This window comes from Sporosarcina beigongshangi (assembly GCF_033485195.1).
GTDB classification, from domain to species: domain Bacteria; phylum Bacillota; class Bacilli; order Bacillales_A; family Planococcaceae; genus Sporosarcina; species Sporosarcina beigongshangi.
The window spans coordinates 52,953-76,944 of record NZ_JAWLIR010000016.1 but is presented as its reverse complement, the minus strand read 5'-3'; the positions used below and the strand labels follow the sequence as shown (position 1 = coordinate 76,944).

Genomic DNA, 23,992 nt, shown 5'->3' with positions numbered 1-23,992 from the left:
GCAAATCGTTTGAGTAATCGAACGGACAAAGAAGCAAAAAGGCAAAGTTCTTAAGTAATATGCAAGTACACTTCGCTCATGTAGCTGGGGTGTAGTTAAGTGTTGCTAATTTTGCAAACATCGGAGGAAACGACATGTGTGGAATTGTTGGTTATATTGGATCAGTAGATGCAAAGGAAATCTTGTTAAAGGGACTTGAAAAATTAGAGTACCGTGGCTATGATTCAGCTGGCATCGCGCTTCGCAATGAACAAGGCATCACGGTTATAAAGGAAAAGGGACGCATTGCAGACCTACGTGCAGCCGTAGATACAGCTATTTTAGCGTCAACGGGCATTGGTCACACACGTTGGGCAACCCACGGCGTTCCCAATCAAACAAATGCACATCCTCATCAAAGTGCATCAAGCCGATTTACCCTTGTGCATAATGGTGTGATTGAGAATTATAGTTCTTTACAAAAGCAATATTTGCAAGATGTTTCAATGAGCTCTGATACAGATACAGAAGTTATCGTGCAGCTGATAGAAACATTCGTCGCAGGCGGAATGACAACGGAAGTGGCTTTCCGCCATACGTTAGCCTTACTGCATGGTTCCTATGCGATTGCCATGTTGGATGCTGAAGCAGCAAACACTATATTTGTTGCAAAAAATAGAAGTCCGTTGCTAATTGGCCTGGGCGAAAACTTCAATGTTGTGGCCTCTGACGCAATGGCGATGCTGCAAGTGACAGACCGCTATGTAGAACTACATGATCAGGAAGTCGTCATTGTTCGCCAAGACACGATTGATATTATGACATTGGATGGTGCGAAAATAGCACGCGATCCATATGTAGCCGAGCTTGATATGAGCGACATTGAAAAGGGGACCTATCCTCATTTCATGCTGAAGGAAATAGACGAACAGCCAGGTGTTATTCGGAAGATTATTCAAATGTATGAAAATGAGCAAGGCGAACTGTCAGTGGACGCCGCTATTGTCAATGCGTGTAAGGAAGCAGACCGTTTATATATTATTGCGGCAGGTACTAGCTATCATGCGGGTTTGATTGGCAAGCATTATTTTGAAAAAATAGCTGGCATTCCAGTAGAAGTGCATATTTCAAGCGAGTTTGGCTATAACATGCCTTTGCTGTCGGAAAAACCTTTGTTTTTATTCATTACTCAATCAGGCGAAACTGCAGACAGCCGCCAAGTATTAGTGAAAATGAAAGCACTAGGCCATCCGACAATCACGCTAACTAACGTTCCAGGGTCGACACTTTCTCGTGAAGCAGACCATACATTACTGCTACACGCAGGTCCAGAAATTGCGGTAGCGTCGACAAAAGCCTATACTGCCCAAGTAGCTGTTCTAGCGATAGTCGCTGATGTGGTTGCACAAGGACGTGGAAAAGCGGTAGATTTTGAGTTGAAAAAAGAGCTAGCCATTGTCGCAAATGCCATTCAAACACTTGTAGATTCAAAAGAAGAGCTGGCACAAATCGCACATGAATTTTTAGCTGTGTCACGAAATGCGTTCTTCATCGGCAGAAGTCTCGATTTCTACGTAAGCTTGGAAGGCGCACTAAAGGTCAAAGAAATTTCCTATATTCAAGCAGAAGGCTTTGCTGGTGGAGAATTAAAGCATGGGACGATTGCCCTGATCGAACAAGGCACCCCTGTTGTTGCATTAGCTACACAACAAGCCGTAAGCCCCAATATCCGTGGAAATGTCAAAGAAGTCGTTGCCAGAGGAGCTATTCCATGCATTCTATCAATGGAAGGGCTGGAAGAGGAGGGCGATCGCTTTGTACTACCAAGAGTCCATGAGTTGCTTGCACCACTTGTAGCAGTAATTCCTATGCAACTTATTAGTTACTACGCAGCACTTCAAAAGGGCTGTGACGTTGATAAGCCGAGGAATTTGGCGAAGTCAGTTACGGTGGAATGAGGTTTGGTGCAGGAGGACTATAGCTGTTAAGTTACAAAAAAGATGTATACTGGACAAAAAAGATGTATACCGGACAAAAAAGATGTATACTGGACAAAAAAGATGTATACTGGGCGAAAAAGATATATAGTAACTAAAAAAAGTGTAAAATCGTATTTAAAAGGGTATCCTTTTAAATACGATTTTTTTATATGGGGTAAAGGGGGGATTTTGTTATGGCAAAACGGAGGAACAGTTGGACAGAGGAAAAAATTGCACGGTATATAAAAGAAGGAAGAGGAAAAGGAGAGTTGTCAGAATATATCCCGTGGCTGAAAATACAAGATTTTTCAACGAATGGAAATGCGTCACGTTTTGTAGGATGGAAAACGAAAAGGCAACATGAATTTCTCTCGAATTTGGAAAGGGATCTTTTCCTCTTATTAGAATGGGAACCCAGTGTAATCGATATTAGGGAACAATTTCCCTTAAATCGGGAAGAAACAATTTCTATTGCCGAAGCGAAAGGGATCAAACATTCAATAAATAATATTACGGATACTTTTATCGTAATGACGACAGATTTTTTTGTTACGGTAAACCAAGGTGATCATATAGAATATATTGCGCGAACTGTGAAACCTAGTGAATCTTTGGAAGATAAAAGGGTCGTTGAAAAATTTGAAATTGAAAGAGAGTATTGGATGTCAAAAGGTATAAATTGGGGGATTGTAACCGAAAAAGAGTTACCTAAAAATTTTTCGAGAAATATCTTATGGGCCCATAAGTACTTTTATTTAGATGATAAAGAGGATGAAAAATACGCGTTGATTTTTCTGAATATATTGACAAATAAACGCGGGAATGATGAAAATTTATTAGATGTTTGTAATCAATTTGATGCAGATTATAACATAGAAATTGGTTCAGCATTATCCTATATAAGACACTTTGTAGCTAGGAAATTGATTTCAGTCGATATGGAAGAAATAATTACTGCAAGTAATTTAACTATTAAAGAACTGAAGATGAATGTTAGTGGGGTGGATTATTTTGATTATATTGGCAGTTAATGAACTAATTAAGGATATGGATTCTGATAAAACCTTTAGATTACTTTGGATTGATGAAAATAATTTTTTTTCATATGCAATTGATATAGAGGATAAAAAAGCGTTACCCTTTGTACTTGGTGTAAAAGAAATTAGTCAGGGATTGATAGATAAAACATATACCAAACTAGATTACGATAATTCTGCTACCGCGTTATACAATTTAGATTTAACTGATAAGGAGTTAATGTATAGGGATAATTCATGGAACATTATTAAAGATTTGGTACAAGATGAACCATCTATATATAGACAAAAGGAGCGTGGGCAATATATTAAAAAACTTGTTGAGGAGAATGTTTGTACCAAAAGTACTGCATATAAGTATTTAAGAAGATATTGGCAAAAAGGAAAGACTATTAATTGTCTTATACCAGACTACAGTAACTCCGGAGGTAGGAATATAAATAAAAAAAGTAGTGATTTAAAGAGGGGGGTCCCACGAAAAAGTAATAGTATTGGAATTAATGTTACAGAAGAGACCAGGGAAATCTTCAAAAAGGCAATAAAAAAATATTACTTTAGTGATAAAAAAAACTCCATGGCATACGCATATAAAATGATGATTAAAGAATTTTATGCTTACCAAGTTCGTTATGAAAATGGTGTAAAACATGTTGTAATAGAAGATGAAAACAAAATACCTACAATTCGCCAATTTAGATATTGGTATAACAAGGAATTTGGTATTAAGCAAACAATAGTTAATCGCCAGGGGAAAAAGAAGTTTGAACGTGATCACAGACAAGTGCTCGGTTCATCTACATACGAGACCATTGGACCGGGATCAAGATACCAAATTGATGCAACAATTGGTAATCTGTATCTTATTTCTAGCTATAAATCGGATTGGATAATTGGTAGACCCATTATTTACTTTGTTGTTGATGTTTTTACGCATATGATCACTGGAACATATATTGGACTAGAAGGACCCTCATGGGCGGGGATGATGATGGCAATTGAAAACGCAACAACCGATAAGGTCGAGTTTTGTAGTAAATATGGTATCGAAATAACTAATGAATGGTGGCCATCAGCACATTTGCCGGAAATTATAGTAGGTGATAGGGGTGAATTAGAGGGCTATCAGGTTAACAATATAATAAATGGACTGAATGTTTCAATTGAAAACAACCCATCATTTCGTCCCGATTGGAAAGGTATAGTCGAAAAGTTATTTGATACCTCACAAGAAAAGATTAAACCATTTTTGCCTGGATATATACAAACTGATTTTGGGGAAAGGGGTGCCGAAGATTATAGGTTACAAGCAAAATTAACACTGGAGCAATATACAAAAATTATCATCAATTTCATTCTGCATTACAACAAAAATTACTATATGAAAGATTATCCAAGGGATGTATCCATGATTGAAGCTGACGTTAAACCAACACCAAATGAGATTTGGAAATGGGGAATTAGAAATAGGGCTGGAAAGTTAAGAAAAGCGGATACCGATACGGTTAGATTTTACCTGATGCCAAGGGATAAGGCAACCGTCACCCCTAAAGGGATTAGATTTAAAGGAATGCTATATAGTTGCGAGACTGCCATAAAAGAATCATGGTTTATAGTTGCTAGAAATAAGAGGAGTTGGAAAGTCGATATATCTTATGATCCGCGGAATGTGAATAATATCTATATTCATACCCAAAATGAGAATCTGTTTGAACTGTGTTCGCTTTTAGAACACCAAGATAGATATAAAGACAAGATAATCGAAGAAGTTGAACAACTAATAGATACTGAAGGAAATAATTTTAAAAACGAGGCACATAATCTGCTTCAAGAGGAAATTAACTTATATAGCAGCATTGAATCAATAGTTGAGAATTCAATAAAAAGTGCGAATGAAACCCAAACTAGAATGTTAACTAAAGCGCAAAAAACCAAAAGTATTCGCGAGAATAGACAAATTGAAAAAACACTTCAACGGAGTAAAGAAGCCTTTCATCTGACAATGGCCAATGAAAATTACGAAGAAGAAACAATTGAATTTAATGATGTTAGTGAAAATAATAGTGAACTCAAAAATCAGTCGATTATGGATTTATTTAATAAAAAAAGAGGGGAAAAAAATGAATAAATCTAAAACCGTGGTATTAGACAGTGGAATAGAAGTTCCAGTAGCTATGTATCAGGAACAAGGGTTAATTGACTATAAAGGAAATCCGCTTATAGAAGCATTACCATTCATTTTATCCAGGGAAGAGGCATTTGACCAACTAAGTTTTTTACCCCCGTATCATAAGAATGAAAGAAATTTATCTATACAACATCGTTATCACGCTTTATTGCGTTTGACCCAATTTTTTCAGCCAATAGGGCAAACTTTGGAGTTAGAGCAGAGGTTTTCCCGACTTATTCGATATGGCTATGTGAATAGGAATCCATTACAAAAGCAGCATATTCAAGTTCTGAATGAACTACACGATAAATTGATAAATAAGGATGAACTTGTATTATCTCCAGATATTCGTACATCGGCTTCAAGTTTTACACTAATAGGATTTCCAGGAATCGGTAAAACGTCTGCAATTGAAAGGATAGTCTCTCTGTATCCTCAAGTGATATTACATCAGCATCCAATAAATATTATTCAAATTGTTTGGCTTAAGTTAAATTGTCCTCATGATGGTTCGTTGAAAACACTATGCATGAACTTCTTTCAAAAAATAGATATGTTGATTGGGACAAATTATTATGAGCGGTACGGTAGGAAAATTAACTCAATAAGTTCTATGGTAATAAGAATGGGGCAAATTGCACGTTTACATTCAATTGGAGTCTTAATTATCGATGAAATTCAGCATTTATTATCTGCAAAAGGGAGTGCATCTGAGCCGATGATGAACTTCTTTGTAACGTTGGTTAATGAAATTGGTATTCCAGTTATGTTTATAGGAACAATGAAGGCAAAGGCTTTATTGCAAAAGGATTTTAGGCAAGCCCGCAGAAGTAGTGGACAAGGTGATATGGTTTGGCAACAAATGAATAAAGATGACAATTGGAATGTTCTTATCACTAGTATGTGGGACTATCTATGGACTAAGGAATCAGTGGAGCTTAACGAAGAAATGAACGAAATCATATACAAAGAAAGTCAGGCAATTATAGATGTCGCAATTAAACTATTTATACTGGCACAATCAAGGGCTATTGAAAGTGGTATGGAAAAAGTAACACCTCAATTAATTAGAAAGGTTGCAAAAGAGGATTTAATGATTATGCGACCCTTGTTGGATGCCCTTGAATCGGGGAATGTAAGTGAAATCGCTAAATATGAAGATATTATTCCCATGGATATCGAAGAATATATAGAAAATCGAATTCCGATTATAGATATTAAACAACAAGCACAAATCAAGAAAGAAAAAATTAAACAAACTGGGTTAATGAAAGAAGTTACAAATCAAGAAAAACTAATTATATCTTTAGTTAGTATGGGGATAGATGCGGAAATTGCGGAAAATGCAACTAAGTATGTAATGAAAAAATCTCCCGATTTAACAATCAAGGAATTAATGATAGAAGTAATTCAGTATATAGATAGGATGGACGAAAAAAAACAAAGTAAAAGAAATATCAAAAACAAACCAGCAAATAATAAATTACAAATAATAATTGAAAATGGGAAAAAGAATAAAAAGTCCGCTTATGAGGCATTAATGGATAAGGGGTATATAAAGAATCCTTTCAATGACTTTATAAGTTAGGAGCGATTTAAAATATGTTAGCTTATTTTCCAACTATATATAAAGATGAACTCATATATAGCATGCTGAGTAGATATCACCATCGTTCGGGGAACGGAACCCTTAAGGAATCTACAATGGATTTATTTGGAGAAAGTAATGCGTATATTATTCCCGACTTAACAACTAAGTTAAGGGCGTTAGTATGCAGGGTTGGTCAATTTCATAAAGTAAACATCGACGATTGGATTAATAATCACACTTTATATAATTATTATACAAATTTTAACACTAAAAATATTAAACAGGCTGTTAGGTTTTATATGGTAAATGGTGATGGAGAAAATAAATTACATTATTTAACTGGTCAAATGGCGACTACTATAAAAGAACCCCTATTTTTTCGATATTGTCCTGAATGTCTAAAAATAGATATACAAAAAAATGGGGAAACTTATTGGCGAACATATCATCAATTACCCAGTGTATTTGTTTGTCTTGAACATGAAGTTCCATTAGCGGATAGTAAAGTAAAGATTAGACCAGATAATTCAATACTTTCCCATCCTAGTATTGAAAATTGCCAAACTAAGTATGAACATGATTTCATAAAGCTCAAAAGTTTATGGTTTTACATAATTGGTGAGGAAAGTTATAAAGTAACAATCAAAAATTATGACTTCGACCAGATAAAATTATTTGGAATTTACCATTATCTTTTGCGGAAAAAGGGATATATGAAATCTAAAGGAACAACTAATCAAATTAAATTAAGAGAAGATTTTATTAACTTTTTTGGAATAGAATTTTTAGAAATGATGCAATCATTACCATGCGGTGTTGATGGAAAGTGTTGGTTGAAAGCTATAACCAGAAAACACAGAAAATCATTTCATCCAGTAAGGCACTTATTATTAATCCACTTTTTAGGTGAATCAGTAGATACAATTTATCAAAATGCAAATAAGTTATATCATCCATTTGGTGAAGGTCCATATTTATGTTTAAATCCCGCGGCAAATCACTATCTTATGCCTGTTCTATTAAATTTAAAGGTGACATGGTGCAAAGATACTAAAAGACCAGTTGGCACCTTTTCCTGTACATGTGGCTTTGTTTATTCCCGTAGAGGACCTGATGAAATGCCAGGTGACAAAACAAAAATAGGACGTATTAAAGAATTCGGCGAAATATGGTTGGAAGAACTACAACAATTAGTTGAAAAAGAAAAGTTGAGTTATCGTGCATGTTCAAAAATACTAAAGGTTGATATCAACACAATCATTAAGTATTCTAAGCCTCGAAAAAATAAACCTATTGGTGTGAAAATTATCACGACATGTAATTCAAAGCAACAATGGCTAGACTTAATAAAACATTATCCATCATTATCAAAAACTGAACTCAGAAAAAAGAATCCAGCAATTTACATGCGGATTTATAGGAATGATAAGGAATGGTTGAAAAATAATTCGCCAGTTACTAATGTAAATGTTATTACTACCAACAGAGGAGATTGGATAAATAGGGATCTCCAAGTACTGGATGAAGTAAAAAAAGCATTAAAAGATTTATACTCTAAAGAAAAGCCTGTTAGAATAACTGTAAGTAGTATTGGAAAAGCGATTAATCAGAAATCCCTTTTGGAGAAAAAAGCAGATAGGCTGCCATTGACAATGGAATTCATTGATACCGTCAAAGAAACCGTAGAGGATTTTCAAAAAAGACGAATTAAATGGGCGGTGAACCAGTTAGCGGATGAGAAACTTGAAGTATGGAAAATAATGCGTAGAGCCGGTCTGAAGAGTGAATTTTATCCCAGTTTGGCAGATGAAATATTACATTACTTAAAATAATGCAATGTCTAATCCGTAAAGTTGCATACACTGTAGATTCAATTAAGGACAGTACTGTTGTAATCATATTTACTTTAACCCAAAAGGGAATTTTTCAGTGTTGGGCTCCCTATTCAGTATCGTAGATTTGCACTGTACAAGGCAAGGAAGGAGCGCGAAAATCATATTTGCTGTATTCAATAAGTTCCAGTTCTAAATTTGGGTAACAGCGTTTAGATCTTTAACTGCTGTCTAGTTACATTATAATTGGTAATTTGACATTATAGTTGGTCCCAATTGCACCTTCAAAAGGAGTAAAAAAATTTTAAAAGCCTAACAAAATCAGTTAGATGGTTAGTAAATCACAAATTTAAGCTAGAAACTGACTACCGATATTATTGTCGGTTATTTTACTATAAAGCTGCGTATAAAAAAATCGTTTTCAAGGGGTTCATTTCTCCTGAAAACGATTTTTTTATTTCTAACTGTTTTGAAAATCGAGAAATAAAGAAAATAAATCCCCTTTTGTTATTATTTACTAGTCTTTAACTGACAATACCGAAATAAAGGTAGTTAACCGGGTTTAATCTGCTCCATATAACCTTTAATATCGTTTTCCGACATTTCCCCTGTTATTATTTTTTCAATCTTACCTTCCGGGTTGATAAGTAAGGTGGTAGGCAAAGGTTTGACATTATACGCCTGCATTACACTTTTTGTTGTATCAATTAAGGTCGGAAACGTCATGCCATATTGTTCGACGAATGCCTGGACTTTCAAATCAGATTCAGCAATATTTACAGCTAATATTTGAACTCCTTGATCTTTATATACCTCATACTGACGCCCCATGGCAGGCATTTCCTTTTTACAAGGAGCACACCAAGTACCCCAAAAGTTTAAAAAGACCCCTTGTCCCTTATACTCTGATAACTGATGTTCTATCCCATCCAAATCAACAAGCGCAAAGTCTGGAGCATAATCACCGACCTCTAAAACATCATATTTCTCTTTTGTCACACTTGTGTATATTGTAAAGACAATGGCTGCCGCCAGAACGGACAATATTATGATACGGGTAATAAAACGGTTCCTTTTTTTGTCATTCATTATTATATGCCCCTTTCGAGACCCTTCAGGACACCAATCGCACGCCTGGGATGTCTTCGTTATGATTATAACCACTACTATACCGAAGATTTATGAAAAAAGTATGCAGACACAAAGAAGTCATGAATTCAAGTGAACTCCTTGATTTGACTTACGTCTGCATACATTTTCCACAATTTTTTTCTATACTAATTGCATGAGGAGAGGAGTACGAACTGGTATGAATAAGATTTCGAAAAAACTGGCTGCTTACTTTATCGTTTCTTTCCTCGTACTGGAAACAGTGCTGATGATGTATTTACACCAAAATATCATTCATACAAGAGTGGATGAAGAATATGCCCGCTTATTAGCGAGTGGTTCGAACCACCGAAATGTTCTAATAGACCATTATTCAGCTGAAACAATCACGCACATTGTTTTAATGGAAGCTGAAGGGGACAGAGGCGTTATCATTACTGGAAAGAACGGTGAGGTTATCCAGAGTTCGGATAAAAAATTAGAAAATCTAATGCCTTCCTTGTCTTTCCTACAAAACTCCACTATTCAAAATGATCGAGTTGTCATGACGGATTGGGAAGATTCGCCATATATCGTAAGCGCCCATCCATATGAGATAGATGAGGATAGAACAGGATTTGTTTTGATGTTCCAAAGCAGCGCCCCAATTGAACGGTTGGTTGGGAAACTGAACTTTCACTTCAGTTTGGCGGGGGGAGCAATTATCATCATCCTTTTTGTCATCTATTCGATTCTATCCAAATTTCTTACACGACCATTGATACGCATGAAAGAAGCGACGGAGAAATTAAGTGAAGGGAAATTCAATGTAAGCCTTCCGGCAGGGGGGAATGACGAGCTTGGCGAATTATCAGTCGCAATTCGGAAGTTGGCAACCGATTTGGAAAGGATGAAAAAGGAGCGTAATGAGTTTCTTGCATCCATCTCCCATGAATTAAGTACTCCGATCACTTATTTAATAGGGTATTTAAAAGTCGCGATGAGACCTGAGCTGACTGAAAAGGAAAGAAATAGTTATCTAACGATTATTGAAGAAGAATCAAATCGGATGAAAGATCTCGTGAAAAACTTAATGGACTTGGCGAAAATGGATGAAATGACGTTCACTGTATCTAAGATGCATTTCTCAGCCCAACAATTTATTGAAGATATTTATCGTCTTGTCGTTCCTTCTTTTGATTTGAAAAATGTAAAGTTGAATGTGATATGTACAGAGAATTTTCAAATCGATGCAGATCCACTACGACTGGAACAGATTGTACTGAATCTATTGGATAATGCTTTAAAGTATTCAGAGCAAAATACAACGGTAAAGGTGGAAATTTCCATGGAAAACCAACGAACTCTCATTTCTGTCAAAGATGAAGGGATTGGAATTCCAGCAGAACAAATCGATCTGATTTTTGAAAAGCTTTTTAGAGTTGAAAAATCCCGTTCCAGAACCTATGGCGGATCTGGTCTTGGTCTAGCGATTGTAAAAGAATTGGTGGAAGCACATGGAGGAACGATAAAAGTAAAAAGTGAGTCGGGAAAAGGGAGCCTATTCACGATAAAGATATAAATCGGTAAGGAGTTGAGAAAATGCGAACGATTTTGCTTGTAGATGACGAACACAGGATGCTCGATTTGCTGGAGCTGTTTTTGGAGCCTCATGGATTCAATTGTACAAAAGCGGATAACGGAAAAAAAGGACTAGAAATAGTAGAACAAGAAAAGGTCAATCTCGTTTTATTAGATGTGATGATGCCGGATATGGATGGTTGGGAAGTGTGTAAGAAAATACGTGAAATTTCGACTATCCCGGTGATTATGCTAACTGCGAGGTCGGACAAGGCAGACCTAGTAAAAGGGCTTGAATTTGGGGCGGATGATTATATCACGAAACCGTTTGATGAGAGGGAACTTGTGGCGCGGGTAAACGCATTGCTACGCCGCACTACAAGTAATAAAGAAGATACTAGCAACCCAGTGTATGGCGACTTCTTATTGAATCGGGATTCTTATTCGTTGCATTACAAAACCCTAGATGTGCAACTTACTTTGAAAGAATTTTATATTATAGAGGCGTTAATTACCAGTCCGAAAAGGACATTTACACGGGAACAGCTATTACGCACAGCATGGGATTTTAACACATTCACAGATATTCGAACAGTGGACTCACATATACGAAATTTAAGGGAGAAGTTGAAAAATGCGGGATTCCCGATGGATGACTTTTTAAAGACAGTGTGGGGAATCGGCTATAAATGGAGCTAAAGGAGATATGAATAGGATGAAGAAGTTCAAAGTTATTGTGGGATTGCTATCACTGGTCGCCATCATGTCGGCCTGTAATAAAGAAAGTGAACCGTATGCGTTTGACAAAGTGAAGAATGGTACTTTTGAGCACTTACATGGTTTGGGATATATCAATGGAGGCCCAGAAATTGTGATTTCAACGCATGATGGGCTTTATGAATATGGCAAAGACGGTTGGAAAGAAGCAAACAGTGAAAAGCATGATTATATGGGTTTTCAAGCCATACGTGACGGTTTTTTCTCAAGTGGTCACCCAGAACCGGGATCCGACTATAAAAATCCACTCGGTTTAGTTAAAAGTACGAATCGGGGAGCTAGTTTGAATAAATTGGCGTTCTATGGAGAAATTGATTTTCATTACCTAGCCGCAGGATATGATTCAAACGCGATTTATGTACTCAATGAAATGCCGACCAAAGAGATGTCAGATGGTTTCCATTATACGCTAGATGAAGGGACGACTTGGGAAAAGGCTTCGATGTCTGGATTCAAATCTGATTTTATTTCGAACTTGGCTGCACATCCTTCCGCTAAGGAGCTGATTGCCATCGGGAGTAAAGATGGGATATTCCTTTCGAAAGATTACGGTGAAAGTTTCAATTTGTTTAGTAATGCAAAAATGGTCATTTATGTGACGTTGACTGAAATCGGAGGATACTATTCGAGTTATGAAAATGAAATAGCTCAGCTCAAGTCATTTACATTTAGTGACGATGAAGAAACGACTATTCAACTACCTAATGAAAATATAAGTCCTATCGTTTTTATCGCGGTTAATCCGGATGATGAGAAAGAAATTGTTATCGGAACCTATACGAACGATATTTATGTGACGAAAGATGAAGGAGTCAATTGGGATATGCTCGCGGTAAATGGTGAATTAGCGAAATAAGATAATGGATGGTGCTTCATAGATGTATGGATTGATGTCGAAAATCAGTCAAACGATAAGTGAACCGCTTACGATACTTGTACATTCTTTTGCAGATGTTCCACTAATTTATGCACTTCTATTGGGATTAATAGGTGCAGTTGCGCCTTGTCAGTTGACTGGAAATATGAGTGCGATCACTTTTTATGGGAATCGTACGGTTCAAATAAAGGCAGATTGGGTAGAAATTCTTTTCTTTATTGCCGGGAAAGTTGCAGTCTTTAGCTCTCTTGGACTTCTGGCATGGCTATTTGGCCAATCGTTTGAAACAAAAATGACAGAGTACTTTCCAATGTTCCGAAAAGCGATTGGTCCACTTATTATTATGACAGGACTTGTTTTGATAGGGGTTCTAAAACTAGGATTTCTTCAACGCATAACAATGCGGATCCCGATGAAGTTGCGTGAGGGAAAGTTTGGTTCCTTTTTGTTGGGAGCTAGTTTTTCGCTTGCCTTCTGTCCGACTATGTTTGTCATATTTTTTCTTTGGCTTATGCCCGTCGTTGTAACGACATCGTATGGTTTAGTTCTGCCAGCCGTTTTTGGTATTGCAACTTCACTCCCTCTCCTATTACTGTTCTTTTTAATATGGTTTTTTGATGCGAAGCGCTTAATTATGAAGCGAAGCATGAAAATAGGAAGAGTTATACAACGTTCTGCTGGCTTTGTATTAATCGTAATTGGAGTTTTGGATACAATTACTTATTGGGCGATTTGATTCGCCAGATTAGTGCACCAATCGTGCGTAAAATAGTCTACGCTGTTCTTTGGTATTTTGAAAAAAGGAGCCTAAATAGATGTTTGCGGATTTGAACCTATTTCTTGCGTTTGGTGCAGGATTTTTGAATTTTATATCTCCTTGCACATTACCGTTATATCCAGCTTTTATATCTTACATAACGGGAATGTCGCTTGATGAACTTAAATCAGATAAAAAGAGATTTAGGAAAAGCGGGATCTTACATACAATTTTTTTTCTAATCGGATTTTCAGTAATTTTCATCTTTCTCGGTTATAGCTCATCACTTGTCGGTACATTCTTTTATCAGTACCAGGACCTTTTACGACAGATAGGTGCGATTTTCATTGTTATCTTCGGTTTGATGATTTTAGGTTTCTTCACACCTAAGTTTCTTATGCAGGAGAAAAAATTACAATTTAAAAATCGTCCAGCCGGTTATTTTGGTACGTTCCTCATAGGACTTGCATTTGCAGCGGGATGGACCCCATGTACAGGGCCTATCACGGGGGCTGTTTTCATGATGGCGTCTCAAAACCCAGGCTCGGGTGTATGGTATATGGGTGCGTACGTTCTTGGATTCGCAATTCCATTTTTCCTTATGTCCCTATTTATAACCCGAGTTTCATGGATACAAAAACACAACCGGGTAATTACGAAAGTTGGGGGATATATCATGATTGCGATGGGCGTACTGCTCTTCTTTGATGGTTTGACGTATATTATTATTTGGCTAAGTCCTTTTTTTGGCGGTTTTATGGGGTTTTGATGTTATTGGAGAAATATAGTGCGAAGTTTTGAAAGGGAAATATCTCGTGGATACTTTTTAGGTGGCTAATCAAACGATAGATTTGTAATCGTGTGGGATATGGAAAGGGGATAGATCTATGTTTAATATTCTTGCAATAAATCCGTTTGCATTTTCGCTTGGGTCATTCGGAGTCCGTTGGTACGGGATTTTGATAGCACTCGGCATCGTTCTAGCATTTATTGTCGTTCAGAAGGAAATGAAGAAACGTGGCATGCATCCGGATTTTTTGACGGATTTACTTGTGTGGGCGATTCCAATTTCCATCATCAGTGCACGGATCTATTACGTCATTTTCTCTTGGGATTACTATAAAGAAAATCCAGGGCAAATCATTCAAATTTGGGAGGGTGGCATCGCCATCCACGGTGCGTTGTTTGGTGCTTTTATTACGACATATATTTACACGAAGCGTCGCGGTGTTTCGTTTTGGAAAACGGCGGACATAGCAGCTGCTGGACTTCTGATAGGTCAAATAATTGGACGATGGGGCAATTTCATGAACCAAGAAGCGCATGGCGGTCCTGTATCGGAAAAGTTTCTTGAAACGACAATCATTCCGGATTGGATCATGAAACAAATGACGATTGAAGGCGTGACATATCATCCTACATTTCTTTACGAATCGCTGTGGAACATTGTGGGGCTTATCATCATAATTTTGCTGCGCAGAGGAAACTTGAAGCGTGGCGAAATGTTCTTGTTTTACCTCGTTTGGTATTCCACTGGACGGCTCTTCATCGAAGGGATGCGGACGGATAGTTTGTATATCATTGGTGAACTTCGGGCGGCACAACTTGTATCCGTTACGGCTATTGTCGCTTCAATCGTTCTATTTATTATCAGACGTTATGTTCGGAAAGTGAATGTGAATTATCGGGATGAATACTAGGGGACTATTGCCAGGTAAATAGAATTTGGAGGCAGATATTTATGTTTCGCTTATTAGATAATTGGTCGATAAGGCTGAAGCTTTTTATCAGCACGACAATCATTTTAATAGTTTCATTCGCTATATTAGGTTATCAACAAGCGAATAATGTGATATCCATTATCGAGGGAGAAGCGCTGGAAAAGGCTCAATCTGATTTGCAAATGGGATTAGCAGTTATTGATTATAAATATCCTGGTGAGTGGAAATTGGAAGGAGAGAATTTATTTAAGGGATCAGTAGTAATGAATAATAATTTCGAGATTGTTGATTTAATTGAAGAATTAACGAACGGAGATACAGCGACATTATTCGCAGGTAATACGAGTATCACATCTAGCGAGATGTCCGCGGGCGAACGAGGAATTGGGACTAAAGCTATAAAAAAAGTTGCAGATCAAGTATTGACTAAAGGCGAAATATTCCACATAAAGGCCGAAGTACTTGGTCATACTCACCAAACGGTATATGCACCATTAAAAAATGGAAGTGGTGAAATTGTTGGAATTTGGGCTGTTGGTGCCCCTGATGCATCAATCCGTATTCAAGAAATAAAGAATGCAACTGCTTTAAGTGTCTTCATTTCAACAGTGCTTATTTTAATTGTTTCACTCATTATTTATTATTTATTGACGAGGCCAATTATAAATCGAATTAAGCTTGCGTCTACTTCACTTGTAAGAGTGGCAGATGGGGATTTATCTTATAAATTACAGGAATCTACGAGCAATGATGAGACTGCTGTTTTATTGAACGCGGTGAATCGAATGATTGCTCAATTAAAGTTTTTGCTGGATCAAACAAAAAAGGTGTCTATGCAAGTGGCTAGTTCTTCAGAACAATTAACGGCCAGTACATATGAAAATACGAGGGCTGTGGAACAAATAACCGCAACTTCAGAAGCAGTAGTGAAAGGAGAGCAAGAGCAACTGAGGAATGTTGAAGAAGCCATTTCCATTGTCGCGACTATGTCGGATGGGATTGACCAATCGATTACGAAGAGTGAAGAAGTGGCGACATTGGCTCAAGAAGTTTCAGTTGCTTCATCAAAGGGGATGGAGGCAATCGGAATTGTGCTCAATCATATGGAGGGAATCGACAGCAACGTTGCAGAAACATCTATTATTATTAAAAACTTGAACGAGCGATCCCAAGAAATCAACGATATTATTTCAATTATTACAGGTATTGCGAGCCAAACGAATTTGCTTGCACTAAATGCAGCTATCGAGTCAGCACGCGCGGGCGAAATGGGGAAAGGTTTTGCAGTCGTGGCTGATGAAGTGCGTAAACTTGCTGAACAATCATCGCAATCATCAGAGAGGATTGCCCATCTAATTATTGAGATTCAAAGGGAAACAGAAGAGGCAGTGAACTCAATGGCAATCGGAACGAACAAGACAAAAGCCGGAATGATTGAAACCGAGCAGGCGAATAACATGTTTATCCAGGTGAATGCATCCATTGCAGATGTAACACCGAAAACAGCGGAAGTTTCACGCTATATTCAAGAGATGGCTAGGCAAAGTAAACAATTGGTGCAGTTAATCGAAATGATTGGTGCCAAGGCGAATGATGGAATTATAATCAGTCAACAAAACAACACTGCGACAGAAGAACAATTTGCTGTGATGAAAGAAATTGCTTCCTCTGCAACAAACTTATCTCAGCTGTCAGAAATGATGACGCAAACGTTTGAGAATTTTAAGACAGAGTAGGTAAGAGCGACAGACACATTTGTAATCACGGAATTTTTACCCAACATTATTGTTGCAGTGTTGGTATTAAATATGAATTGAATCCATTTATGCAACACAATTGTTTATAAAGCATACAAAAACTCCATGGAGAATTTTCCTTGGAGTTTTTGTGCCTGAAAAAGTTATTCAATTATCATCACTACATCAAAGTTTCAATAACCGTGCATTAATCGCAAAATAACGTTTAAAATAACTCCTTAAGTGACAATGGATGTATGGACACAAGTAGAATTAGTTTGTAATTTATTAATACTTAGAACGCATTAATCGAAGAGAATTCAGTACAACAATGACAGTAGCACCCATATCCGCAAAAATCGCCATCCATAACGTTAACCAACCTGGAATAATCAGCAGTAGGGCTATTAATTTAAGACCTAATGCGAATGAAACATTCTGCAAAATAATGTTTAGCGTTTTGCGGCTTAGACTGATGGTATAAGGCAACTTTTCTAAGTCGTCAGCCATTAGAGCAATGTCAGCGGTTTCCAGTGCAGTATCAGTACCAGCGCCACCCATCGCAATCCCTACAGTTGCACTGGCTAAGGCAGGTGCATCATTGACACCGTCACCGACCATGGCAACATTTCCGTATTGGTTGCGGAGAGACTTGATTGTATCCAATTTATCTTGTGGCATCAATTCAGCTTTAACTTCAGAAAGGCTAAGTTGGCTACCAATGGCAGTTGCCGTAGCCAGATTATCTCCAGTGAGCATAATCGTTTTTTGTATACCTAATTGATATAACTTCTGTATAATCGTCAAGCTACTTTGTCGAACCTGATCTGCGACTGCGATCAAGCCTTTCACATCATTACCGATGCCTAACAACATCACTGTTTTACCTTCTTTTTGAAGTGTTTCAATCTGGTGTTCGTATTGTTCGGGCAGGGATAACAATTCCCTGAACATATTAGGGCTCCCGATATGGACAAGATCATTGTTAATAGTTGCTTTTGCACCTTTACCCGTTATTGATTGAAAATCATCAATAGGAACTAATTTCAAATTTTGTTTTTCGGCATCTCTGATGATAGCAGAAGCTAATGGATGCTGCGAGAATTTTTCAATAGATGCTGAGATACGAAGAATTTCATCGGTACTCATATCTGTCAATTGAACGATATCCGTTACTTCTGGCGTACCTTGTGTCAATGTTCCTGTCTTATCAAACGCCACCACTTTTAAACGTCCCGTTTCTTCCAAATGGATACCGCCTTTTATGAGAACGCCATTTCGTGCAGCATTTCCAATTGCCGTCACAATTGCAACAGGGGTTGAAATTACTAACGCACAAGGACAACCGACAACCAGAACCGCAAGACCTCTATAAATCCATTCGTTCCAGACACCACCGAAAAATAGAGGTGGCACTACAACAATCAAGAGGGAAATGATCAATATGGCAGGTGTATAGTACTTCGCAAATTTATCCACAAATTGTTGGGAAGGTGCCTTTTCTGCTTGAGCTTCTTCGACTAAGTGGATAATCTTGGCGATTGTAGTATCTTCTACTCGTTTTGTTACTCGTACTTCTAGGGAACCTTCTTCGTTAATTGTTCCCGCAAATACCTCGTTACCGAGAGTTTTATGGACGGGAACAGATTCACCTGTAATGGCTGCCTGGTTGATGGAAGAATCACCTTTTACAACCTCTCCATCCATCGCAATCTTTTGACCAGGCTTAATGATCATAATGTCATTAATTAGAATATCATTTACGTCAATTTCGAACTCATTGTTACCGCGTCGAATGGTAGCTGTGCTTGGGGCGATATCCATTAGAGAACGAATTGAATTACGCGCTTTGTCCATCGAATAACCTTCGAGAGCTTCACTTATAGCAAAAAGGAAGACAACAAGGGCACCTTCGCCCCACTCGCCGATAATAGCAGCTCCAATAACAGCAATTGTCATAAGGGTATTCATATCGAACTGCAATTTAGTTAGATTTACCAATCCAACCTTGAATAGACTATACCCTCCAACGAGAATGGCTGAAGCAAAGAGAACGATAGCTAGTATACTTTCTTCTCCCTTATAAAATGAAGCTATATAGCCAAGAATTAGCAGGAATAGGGATACAACGGTCGTCTGATTCTCCCGTTTTTTCCAGAATGGCTCTTTCACTTCAACAATTCGTTGCTTTTCAGGATAAACCTTGATTCCATCAAAGGCTCCAGCCTTTTCTAATTGTTCTACGGATGCATCTCCTAACACAGTTATTTTTGACGCACCGAAATTCAATTGTACATCGTCAACTGTCTTTATCTCACGAATGTTTTTTTCAAACTTTGCAGCACAATTGGTACAAGATAGGCCTTGCAGTCTATAAACATTTTTGTCTGAACTCATTTGTGCCATCCTTCTTTCGAATGCGCGAGCGCAATATTCACCAATTGATGGACGTGTTCGTCAACCAAGGAATAAAAGACAAGCTTTCCTTTTTTCTTGGAAGCAGCAATTCCCATATCGCGTAAATAACGCAAATGGTGGGAGGCGTTTGCATTGGATGTCTTCAAGACATTGGCAACATCACAGACACACATTTCCTCTTCTAGTGTAAGCGCATAGGCGACTTTCAAGCGATTGGCATCTGCAAGGGCTTTAAATAGTAATTCGACACCACTGATTTCGTCTATCCGCTCGTTGACGCGTTTAACGACTGCTTCGTTGTAACAAAATGTTTCACATGTATCTGTTGCAGTAGAGCCAATTATTTCTTTGATTTTTTCCATTATCCCTTCACCTCATTCAAATATTCATTTGATTATACTTATCATATTCAACAGTTGAAAAATTGTCAATTATAATATTCAAATGGCTGTTTTAATGAGTGGCTTTTCTGTTACAATAAATTTGAATTAAAAAGTATCGCCATCGCTTTAGAGAGGAAGAGAAGAAATGAAGAGGATTATTAGTGCAACACTTATTTTGTTGTTCGCATATACAAGCACTGTCTCTGCACATACCGGTTTAACGAGTTCATCACCGGCTAATGGGGAAGAAGTGGCTGAAGAAGTCTATGAAATTGTAATGGAATTTAATTCGAAAATCGAATCGACAAGTACAGTGAAAGTCTTTAATGAAATCAAAGAGGAAATCATCATCGGTAATACGCAAGTGACTGATAACGTGATGACAGGTGGTTTCATGTCGCCGTTAGAGAATGGTACATACACAGTGGAATGGAAGATTATTGGTGCGGATGGCCACCCAATCGAGGGAACTTATTCATTCATAGTAAATCAAGAAGAATTAGAGGATCCGTCAAAATCCGAAGAATCTCGAGAAACACCTGCTGAGCCTATTGAAGACCCAGTAGAGCAGCTAGTTGAAGTTCCATCAAAAGTAGCTTCAAATGATGTCCTTGTTGTCATCCTTGTCGCTTTGTTTACGATAGCTGGCGGATTTTTTGGCTGGATCATAGGAAGAAGGCACAAGTAAATGATTTGGGTTTATATTTCTGAAAGTTTATTGTATCTATGTTTTTCACTATTGATGGGCGCATTCATCATTCAATTCATTCCGGAACGGTTGAAACCTGAAATTCGTATTTCTAAACGGTTAATTCAGTTGGCGGTGTTAGGTGTTGTGTTCTTTTCGGTTGCACCTGTGATCAGGATTATCCTATTTCTTTATGAAGATATCGGTCTGATGTTGACTATACAAAATGTTTTAACGGGCTTTGAAGTAGGAAAGGCATGGAATTTCACGGTCATACTTGCAATTTTCTTTTACTTGTTTGTATCGTTGTTCCCGGTATTGAAAAGCAAAGTACTTTCTGGCATTTCATTGGCTTTCACCATCGTTCTGCTCCTTGCTTTAGGATGGGCGAGTCACGCAGCATCGCTTACCGAATGGAGTGGATTCATCTATCACTCATTGCACTTTTTAGCTGTTACCATATGGATCGGTATACTCCTTGTCGTCGGTTGGTGTTCAAAAAACCAAGAGAATTGGCTTTCTTATTTAAGATGGTTTACCCCTCTGGCAATCATGTGTTTTCTTACGATTGCGGGAACTGGATTATTTCTTATGACATTGGTAATTGATGTAAACGAATATGCGGACGCATGGATGATACCCTATGGCCAAGCCTTATTAGTGAAGCATCTGACCATCATACCTGTTTTATTTTTTGCTTTTATAAATGGGTTCTGGATTAAACACAAATTGAAAAAACAAGAGCAAATCAATCCATTACCGTGGCTGAAGTTCGAAAGCGTTCTTCTATTCTTTACGTTCGTTTCGACAGGGGTACTGGGACAACAGGAACCTCCTCATAGTATCGAGATAACTCTCGCAGGCAACGGTCCTTCAGCTATATTTGATTACTTTTATTCAGGGGTCATTGAACCTTCAATGAGTTTGCAATTTGGATTCAATACAATAAATACATTATTTTTCGTAGTGGCGATCATCTTCATGTGGCTGATCGTGTACAGCTTTAGGAAAAAGACGCCCGCAGTTGTTCCATTTTTCATGGGGATGTTCAGTTTCCTTTCGCTCTATTTTGGATTAATGGCTAGCATTTAATAATAAATATTAGAGAAGAGGTATTTTATGAAGCAGAATAAGAATTCAAAGATGAAAATGGCGGTAGTTTTGACACTCGTGGTCGTAGTTATATTGGCAGCAGTCGTCGTATTTAGCAATAAACAGGAAGCCTTACCAACTGACATAAAGCAAATCGATATCACTGGGCAGCCCTTACTTGGGGAGAAAGATGCACCTGTCACAGTAGTTGAATTCGGTGATTTTAAATGTCCTGCATGTAAAGCGTGGGGTGAAATGATTTATCCGAAATTAGTTAATGATTATATCGAAACAGGTACAGTTAAATTTGCATTTGTAAACGTATTATTCCACGGTAAAGAATCTACGTTAGGATCGATTGCCGCTGAATCGGTCTTTAAGCGGAATCCAGGTGTGTATTGGGATTTTCATCAAGCATTGTTTGATGCACAGCCAACTGAAAATCATGATGCACAATGGATAACTCCAGAAAGAATTCTTGAAATTGCAGTCGGATTGCCTGAGATTGATCAAACACATTTAAAAGAAGACATGGAACAAGAAGCGACTATGGATAGCGTTAAGCTTGACGAAGATTTAGTAAGAGAAGTTGGCGTATCTTTGACTCCGACCATTGTTATAAACGGAAAAATGATGGAGGACCCATTTGATTATGAAGCCATTAAGACGGCAATAGAGCAAGCGACGAAGGATGCAGAATGATGGAGAATAAAGAAAATAAATCCAAGCCGCAGGGATTCTTATTATATATTGCATGGGTTGTCTCTTTAATCGCCATGTTCGGAAGCCTGTACTTCAGTGAAATCAAAGGATATATTCCATGTGAATTATGTTGGTATCAACGTATTCTTATGTACCCACTTACTTTGATATTGGGGATTGGGACTTTCCAGAATGACATTTCCGTTAAAAAGTTCGTACTCCCGTTATCCATAATTGGGGGAAGCATATCGTTCTTGCATTATTTAGAGCAGAAGATACCCGGTTTTGGGGGCATCAAGCCATGCGTAAGCGGTGTGCCTTGTAGTGCACAGTATATTAATTGGTTCGGGTTCGTTACGATACCATTTTTGGCATTAGTGGCATTTGTGATTATTGCTACCTGTATGTTTTTTATAAAATCGAAAAAGTCAGTTGAGTAAAGAATAGTATTAAAGAAGCCAAAAGAAGCCGCAGTTGTCACTCCTCTGGCTTCTTTGCGTTTGAAAATACTCTTGTTAGGGGGATAAATTTATGCAGTATGAGGCAATTGTTATAGGGGCTGGTCAAGCTGGACTGGCGATGGGTTATTATTTAAAACAAAGTAATAAGAGGTTTTTAATTATTGATAAAGGGCAGGCTTTGGGTGAGGTGTGGAAAAACAGGTATGACTCCTTAAAGTTATTTACACCTAGGATGTATAGTTCATTGCCTGGTCTTATCCTAGATGGAGAACAACAGGGGTTTCCCTCAAAAGATGAAATCGCAAATTACATAAAGCACTATACGGAAATATTTGCATTACCTGTTGAATTGAATACTGAGGTTATTTCCGTAACAAAAAATGAAGAAGGTTTTTGTGTAGAAACAACAAAAGGAATATTTAACACATCGAATGTTGTGGTTGCCACAGGTCCATTTCAAAAGAAGCTGATTCCCGCATTTTCGGATTCCTTTAGTAAAAATATCTTACAGCTACATTCATCTGAGTATAAGAATCCTAGTCAACTTAAACAGGGAAATGTGCTTATTGTTGGAGGTGGTAATAGTGGCGCTCAAATAGCGGTTGAGTTGTCGGAAGATAAAGATACATATTTGGCTATAAGTAAAAGGCCAAGCTATTTCCCATTAACGATTGGTGGAATGAGTGTGTTTTGGTGGTTAGATAAATTGGGAATACTAAAAGTGACGAACAAGTCATTCATCGGGAATTTATTGCAAAAAAAGGGCGATCCTATCTTCGGTAGTGAATTAAAAAAAGCCATAAAAGATTGGGAAGTTACGTTAAAAGGGAGGGTCGTAAATGGGGGGTACGATCATGTTGTATTTGAAGATTCAACTACCCTTGAAGTGAAAAATATTATTTGGGCAACTGGATTCCAACAAGATTATGAATGGCTAAATGTGGATGGTGTAGTTGGTCAGCAGAAAAAGATTAATCACAACAGGGGGATAAGCCCGGTAAAAGGCTTATACTTTTTAGGTTTACCATGGCAATCACGTAGAGGATCTTCATTGCTTCAGGGAGTAGGGTTTGATGCTAGGTATATAATGAAACATATGAAAAATACAACTACATGAAGGGGGCC

The 23,992-nt window shown here is 37.7% G+C and carries 20 protein-coding genes; 17 read left to right on the top strand and 3 right to left on the bottom strand.

Features of this window, described 5'->3' with window-relative positions:
* The first annotated feature begins 134 nt into the window (after window positions 1–134).
* From glmS to R2B77_RS09505, 5 genes are all read left to right on the top strand, one after another.
* Window positions 135–1,937, top strand: coding sequence for a glutamine--fructose-6-phosphate transaminase (isomerizing) (gene glmS, locus R2B77_RS09525; protein ID WP_203247659.1), 1,803 nt, complete (start codon window positions 135–137; stop codon window positions 1,935–1,937).
* 215 nt (window positions 1,938–2,152) lie between these two features.
* Window positions 2,153–2,989, top strand: a complete 837-nt coding sequence (locus R2B77_RS09520) for a TnsA endonuclease N-terminal domain-containing protein (protein ID WP_203247660.1) — start codon at window positions 2,153–2,155, stop codon at window positions 2,987–2,989.
* On the top strand, window positions 2,970–5,120 hold the full coding sequence (locus R2B77_RS09515; protein ID WP_203247661.1) for a Mu transposase C-terminal domain-containing protein: 2,151 nt from the start codon (window positions 2,970–2,972) through the stop codon (window positions 5,118–5,120). The genes R2B77_RS09520 and R2B77_RS09515 overlap by 20 nt, the downstream gene beginning before the upstream one ends.
* Window positions 5,113–6,750 (top strand): ATP-binding protein, encoded by a 1,638-nt coding sequence (locus R2B77_RS09510; protein WP_203247662.1) that lies wholly within the window; start codon window positions 5,113–5,115, stop codon window positions 6,748–6,750. The genes R2B77_RS09515 and R2B77_RS09510 overlap by 8 nt, the downstream gene beginning before the upstream one ends.
* Before the next feature lie 14 nt (window positions 6,751–6,764).
* Window positions 6,765–8,585: a TnsD family Tn7-like transposition protein gene (locus R2B77_RS09505; protein ID WP_203247663.1), complete on the top strand. Its 1,821-nt coding sequence runs from the start codon at window positions 6,765–6,767 to the stop codon at window positions 8,583–8,585.
* Window positions 8,586–9,137: 552 nt separating this feature from the next.
* Here the strand turns inward: R2B77_RS09505 and resA are convergent.
* Entirely contained in the window at window positions 9,138–9,674 is a 537-nt protein-coding gene (gene resA, locus R2B77_RS09500; RefSeq protein ID WP_203247664.1) for a thiol-disulfide oxidoreductase ResA, read from the bottom strand.
* Window positions 9,675–9,894: 220 nt separating this feature from the next.
* Here resA and R2B77_RS09495 point away from each other — a divergent pair, with 220 nt between their 5' ends.
* The 7 genes from R2B77_RS09495 (at window position 9,895) to R2B77_RS09465 (ending at window position 17,123) form a co-directional block, all read left to right on the top strand.
* The gene (locus R2B77_RS09495) at window positions 9,895–11,256 is read left to right on the top strand and encodes a sensor histidine kinase (protein ID WP_203247665.1); all 1,362 of its coding nucleotides are present in this window, start codon (window positions 9,895–9,897) and stop codon (window positions 11,254–11,256) included.
* Window positions 11,257–11,276: 20 nt separating this feature from the next.
* Window positions 11,277–11,954: a response regulator transcription factor gene (locus R2B77_RS09490; RefSeq protein WP_203247666.1), complete on the top strand. Its 678-nt coding sequence runs from the start codon at window positions 11,277–11,279 to the stop codon at window positions 11,952–11,954.
* Between the two features lie 16 nt (window positions 11,955–11,970).
* Window positions 11,971–12,888, top strand: coding sequence for a F510_1955 family glycosylhydrolase (locus tag R2B77_RS09485; protein ID WP_203247667.1), 918 nt, complete (start codon window positions 11,971–11,973; stop codon window positions 12,886–12,888).
* Window positions 12,889–12,910: 22 nt separating this feature from the next.
* Window positions 12,911–13,645, top strand: coding sequence for a cytochrome c biogenesis CcdA family protein (locus R2B77_RS09480; protein ID WP_203247668.1), 735 nt, complete (start codon window positions 12,911–12,913; stop codon window positions 13,643–13,645).
* A 79-nt stretch (window positions 13,646–13,724) separates the two neighbouring features.
* Window positions 13,725–14,435 (top strand): cytochrome c biogenesis CcdA family protein, encoded by a 711-nt coding sequence (locus R2B77_RS09475; protein WP_203247669.1) that lies wholly within the window; start codon window positions 13,725–13,727, stop codon window positions 14,433–14,435.
* A 118-nt stretch (window positions 14,436–14,553) separates the two neighbouring features.
* Window positions 14,554–15,366 carry a prolipoprotein diacylglyceryl transferase gene (gene lgt, locus R2B77_RS09470; protein ID WP_203247670.1) on the top strand — a complete coding sequence of 271 codons (813 nt, stop codon included), beginning with the start codon at window positions 14,554–14,556 and terminating at the stop codon, window positions 15,364–15,366.
* Window positions 15,367–15,407: 41 nt separating this feature from the next.
* Window positions 15,408–17,123, top strand: coding sequence for a methyl-accepting chemotaxis protein (locus R2B77_RS09465; RefSeq protein ID WP_203247671.1), 1,716 nt, complete (start codon window positions 15,408–15,410; stop codon window positions 17,121–17,123).
* Between the two features lie 288 nt (window positions 17,124–17,411).
* Here the strand turns inward: R2B77_RS09465 and R2B77_RS09460 are convergent, their stop codons facing one another.
* Together R2B77_RS09460 and R2B77_RS09455 are read right to left on the bottom strand one after the other, a co-directional pair.
* Window positions 17,412–19,520, bottom strand: a complete 2,109-nt coding sequence (locus R2B77_RS09460) for a heavy metal translocating P-type ATPase (protein ID WP_212391529.1) — start codon at window positions 19,518–19,520, stop codon at window positions 17,412–17,414.
* Complete coding sequence (locus R2B77_RS09455) at window positions 19,517–19,903, bottom strand: ArsR/SmtB family transcription factor (RefSeq protein ID WP_203247673.1); 387 nt, start codon at window positions 19,901–19,903, stop codon at window positions 19,517–19,519. Before R2B77_RS09455 ends, R2B77_RS09460 begins: the two co-directional genes overlap by 4 nt.
* A gap of 166 nt (window positions 19,904–20,069) precedes the next feature.
* Between R2B77_RS09455 and R2B77_RS09450 the strand changes: the two genes are divergently transcribed.
* From R2B77_RS09450 to R2B77_RS09430, 5 genes are all read left to right on the top strand, one after another.
* A complete protein-coding gene (locus R2B77_RS09450; RefSeq protein WP_203247674.1) occupies window positions 20,070–20,612 on the top strand; it encodes a copper resistance CopC family protein in 543 nt (180 codons plus the stop codon).
* A complete protein-coding gene (locus tag R2B77_RS09445) occupies window positions 20,613–21,704 on the top strand; it encodes a copper resistance D family protein (RefSeq protein WP_203247675.1) in 1,092 nt (363 codons plus the stop codon).
* 27 nt (window positions 21,705–21,731) lie between these two features.
* Entirely contained in the window at window positions 21,732–22,406 is a 675-nt protein-coding gene (locus tag R2B77_RS09440) for a DsbA family protein (RefSeq protein ID WP_203247676.1), read from the top strand.
* Window positions 22,406–22,846, top strand: a complete 441-nt coding sequence (locus tag R2B77_RS09435; protein WP_212391543.1) for a disulfide oxidoreductase — start codon at window positions 22,406–22,408, stop codon at window positions 22,844–22,846. The genes R2B77_RS09440 and R2B77_RS09435 overlap by 1 nt, the downstream gene beginning before the upstream one ends.
* Before the next feature lie 91 nt (window positions 22,847–22,937).
* Entirely contained in the window at window positions 22,938–23,984 is a 1,047-nt protein-coding gene (locus tag R2B77_RS09430; protein ID WP_203247678.1) for a flavin-containing monooxygenase, read from the top strand.
* Window positions 23,985–23,992 lie beyond the last annotated feature (8 nt).

What these genes read in the sequence shown, in the direction of transcription:
- glmS (WP_203247659.1), top strand. Translation starts at nt 135, where the DNA reads ATGTGTGGAATTGTTGGTTATATTGGATCAGTAGATGCAAAGGAAATC.
- R2B77_RS09520 (WP_203247660.1), top strand. Translation starts at nt 2,153, where the DNA reads ATGGCAAAACGGAGGAACAGTTGGACAGAGGAAAAAATTGCACGGTAT.
- R2B77_RS09510 (WP_203247662.1), top strand. Translation starts at nt 5,113, where the DNA reads ATGAATAAATCTAAAACCGTGGTATTAGACAGTGGAATAGAAGTTCCA.
- R2B77_RS09505 (WP_203247663.1), top strand. Translation starts at nt 6,765, where the DNA reads ATGTTAGCTTATTTTCCAACTATATATAAAGATGAACTCATATATAGC.
- resA (WP_203247664.1), bottom strand. Translation starts at nt 9,674, where the DNA reads ATGAATGACAAAAAAAGGAACCGTTTTATTACCCGTATCATAATATTG.
- R2B77_RS09495 (WP_203247665.1), top strand. Translation starts at nt 9,895, where the DNA reads ATGAATAAGATTTCGAAAAAACTGGCTGCTTACTTTATCGTTTCTTTC.
- R2B77_RS09490 (WP_203247666.1), top strand. Translation starts at nt 11,277, where the DNA reads ATGCGAACGATTTTGCTTGTAGATGACGAACACAGGATGCTCGATTTG.
- R2B77_RS09485 (WP_203247667.1), top strand. Translation starts at nt 11,971, where the DNA reads ATGAAGAAGTTCAAAGTTATTGTGGGATTGCTATCACTGGTCGCCATC.
- R2B77_RS09480 (WP_203247668.1), top strand. Translation starts at nt 12,911, where the DNA reads ATGTATGGATTGATGTCGAAAATCAGTCAAACGATAAGTGAACCGCTT.
- R2B77_RS09475 (WP_203247669.1), top strand. Translation starts at nt 13,725, where the DNA reads ATGTTTGCGGATTTGAACCTATTTCTTGCGTTTGGTGCAGGATTTTTG.
- lgt (WP_203247670.1), top strand. Translation starts at nt 14,554, where the DNA reads ATGTTTAATATTCTTGCAATAAATCCGTTTGCATTTTCGCTTGGGTCA.
- R2B77_RS09465 (WP_203247671.1), top strand. Translation starts at nt 15,408, where the DNA reads ATGTTTCGCTTATTAGATAATTGGTCGATAAGGCTGAAGCTTTTTATC.
- R2B77_RS09460 (WP_212391529.1), bottom strand. Translation starts at nt 19,520, where the DNA reads ATGAGTTCAGACAAAAATGTTTATAGACTGCAAGGCCTATCTTGTACC.
- R2B77_RS09455 (WP_203247673.1), bottom strand. Translation starts at nt 19,903, where the DNA reads ATGGAAAAAATCAAAGAAATAATTGGCTCTACTGCAACAGATACATGT.
- R2B77_RS09450 (WP_203247674.1), top strand. Translation starts at nt 20,070, where the DNA reads ATGAAGAGGATTATTAGTGCAACACTTATTTTGTTGTTCGCATATACA.
- R2B77_RS09445 (WP_203247675.1), top strand. Translation starts at nt 20,613, where the DNA reads ATGATTTGGGTTTATATTTCTGAAAGTTTATTGTATCTATGTTTTTCA.
- R2B77_RS09440 (WP_203247676.1), top strand. Translation starts at nt 21,732, where the DNA reads ATGAAGCAGAATAAGAATTCAAAGATGAAAATGGCGGTAGTTTTGACA.
- R2B77_RS09435 (WP_212391543.1), top strand. Translation starts at nt 22,406, where the DNA reads ATGGAGAATAAAGAAAATAAATCCAAGCCGCAGGGATTCTTATTATAT.
- R2B77_RS09430 (WP_203247678.1), top strand. Translation starts at nt 22,938, where the DNA reads ATGCAGTATGAGGCAATTGTTATAGGGGCTGGTCAAGCTGGACTGGCG.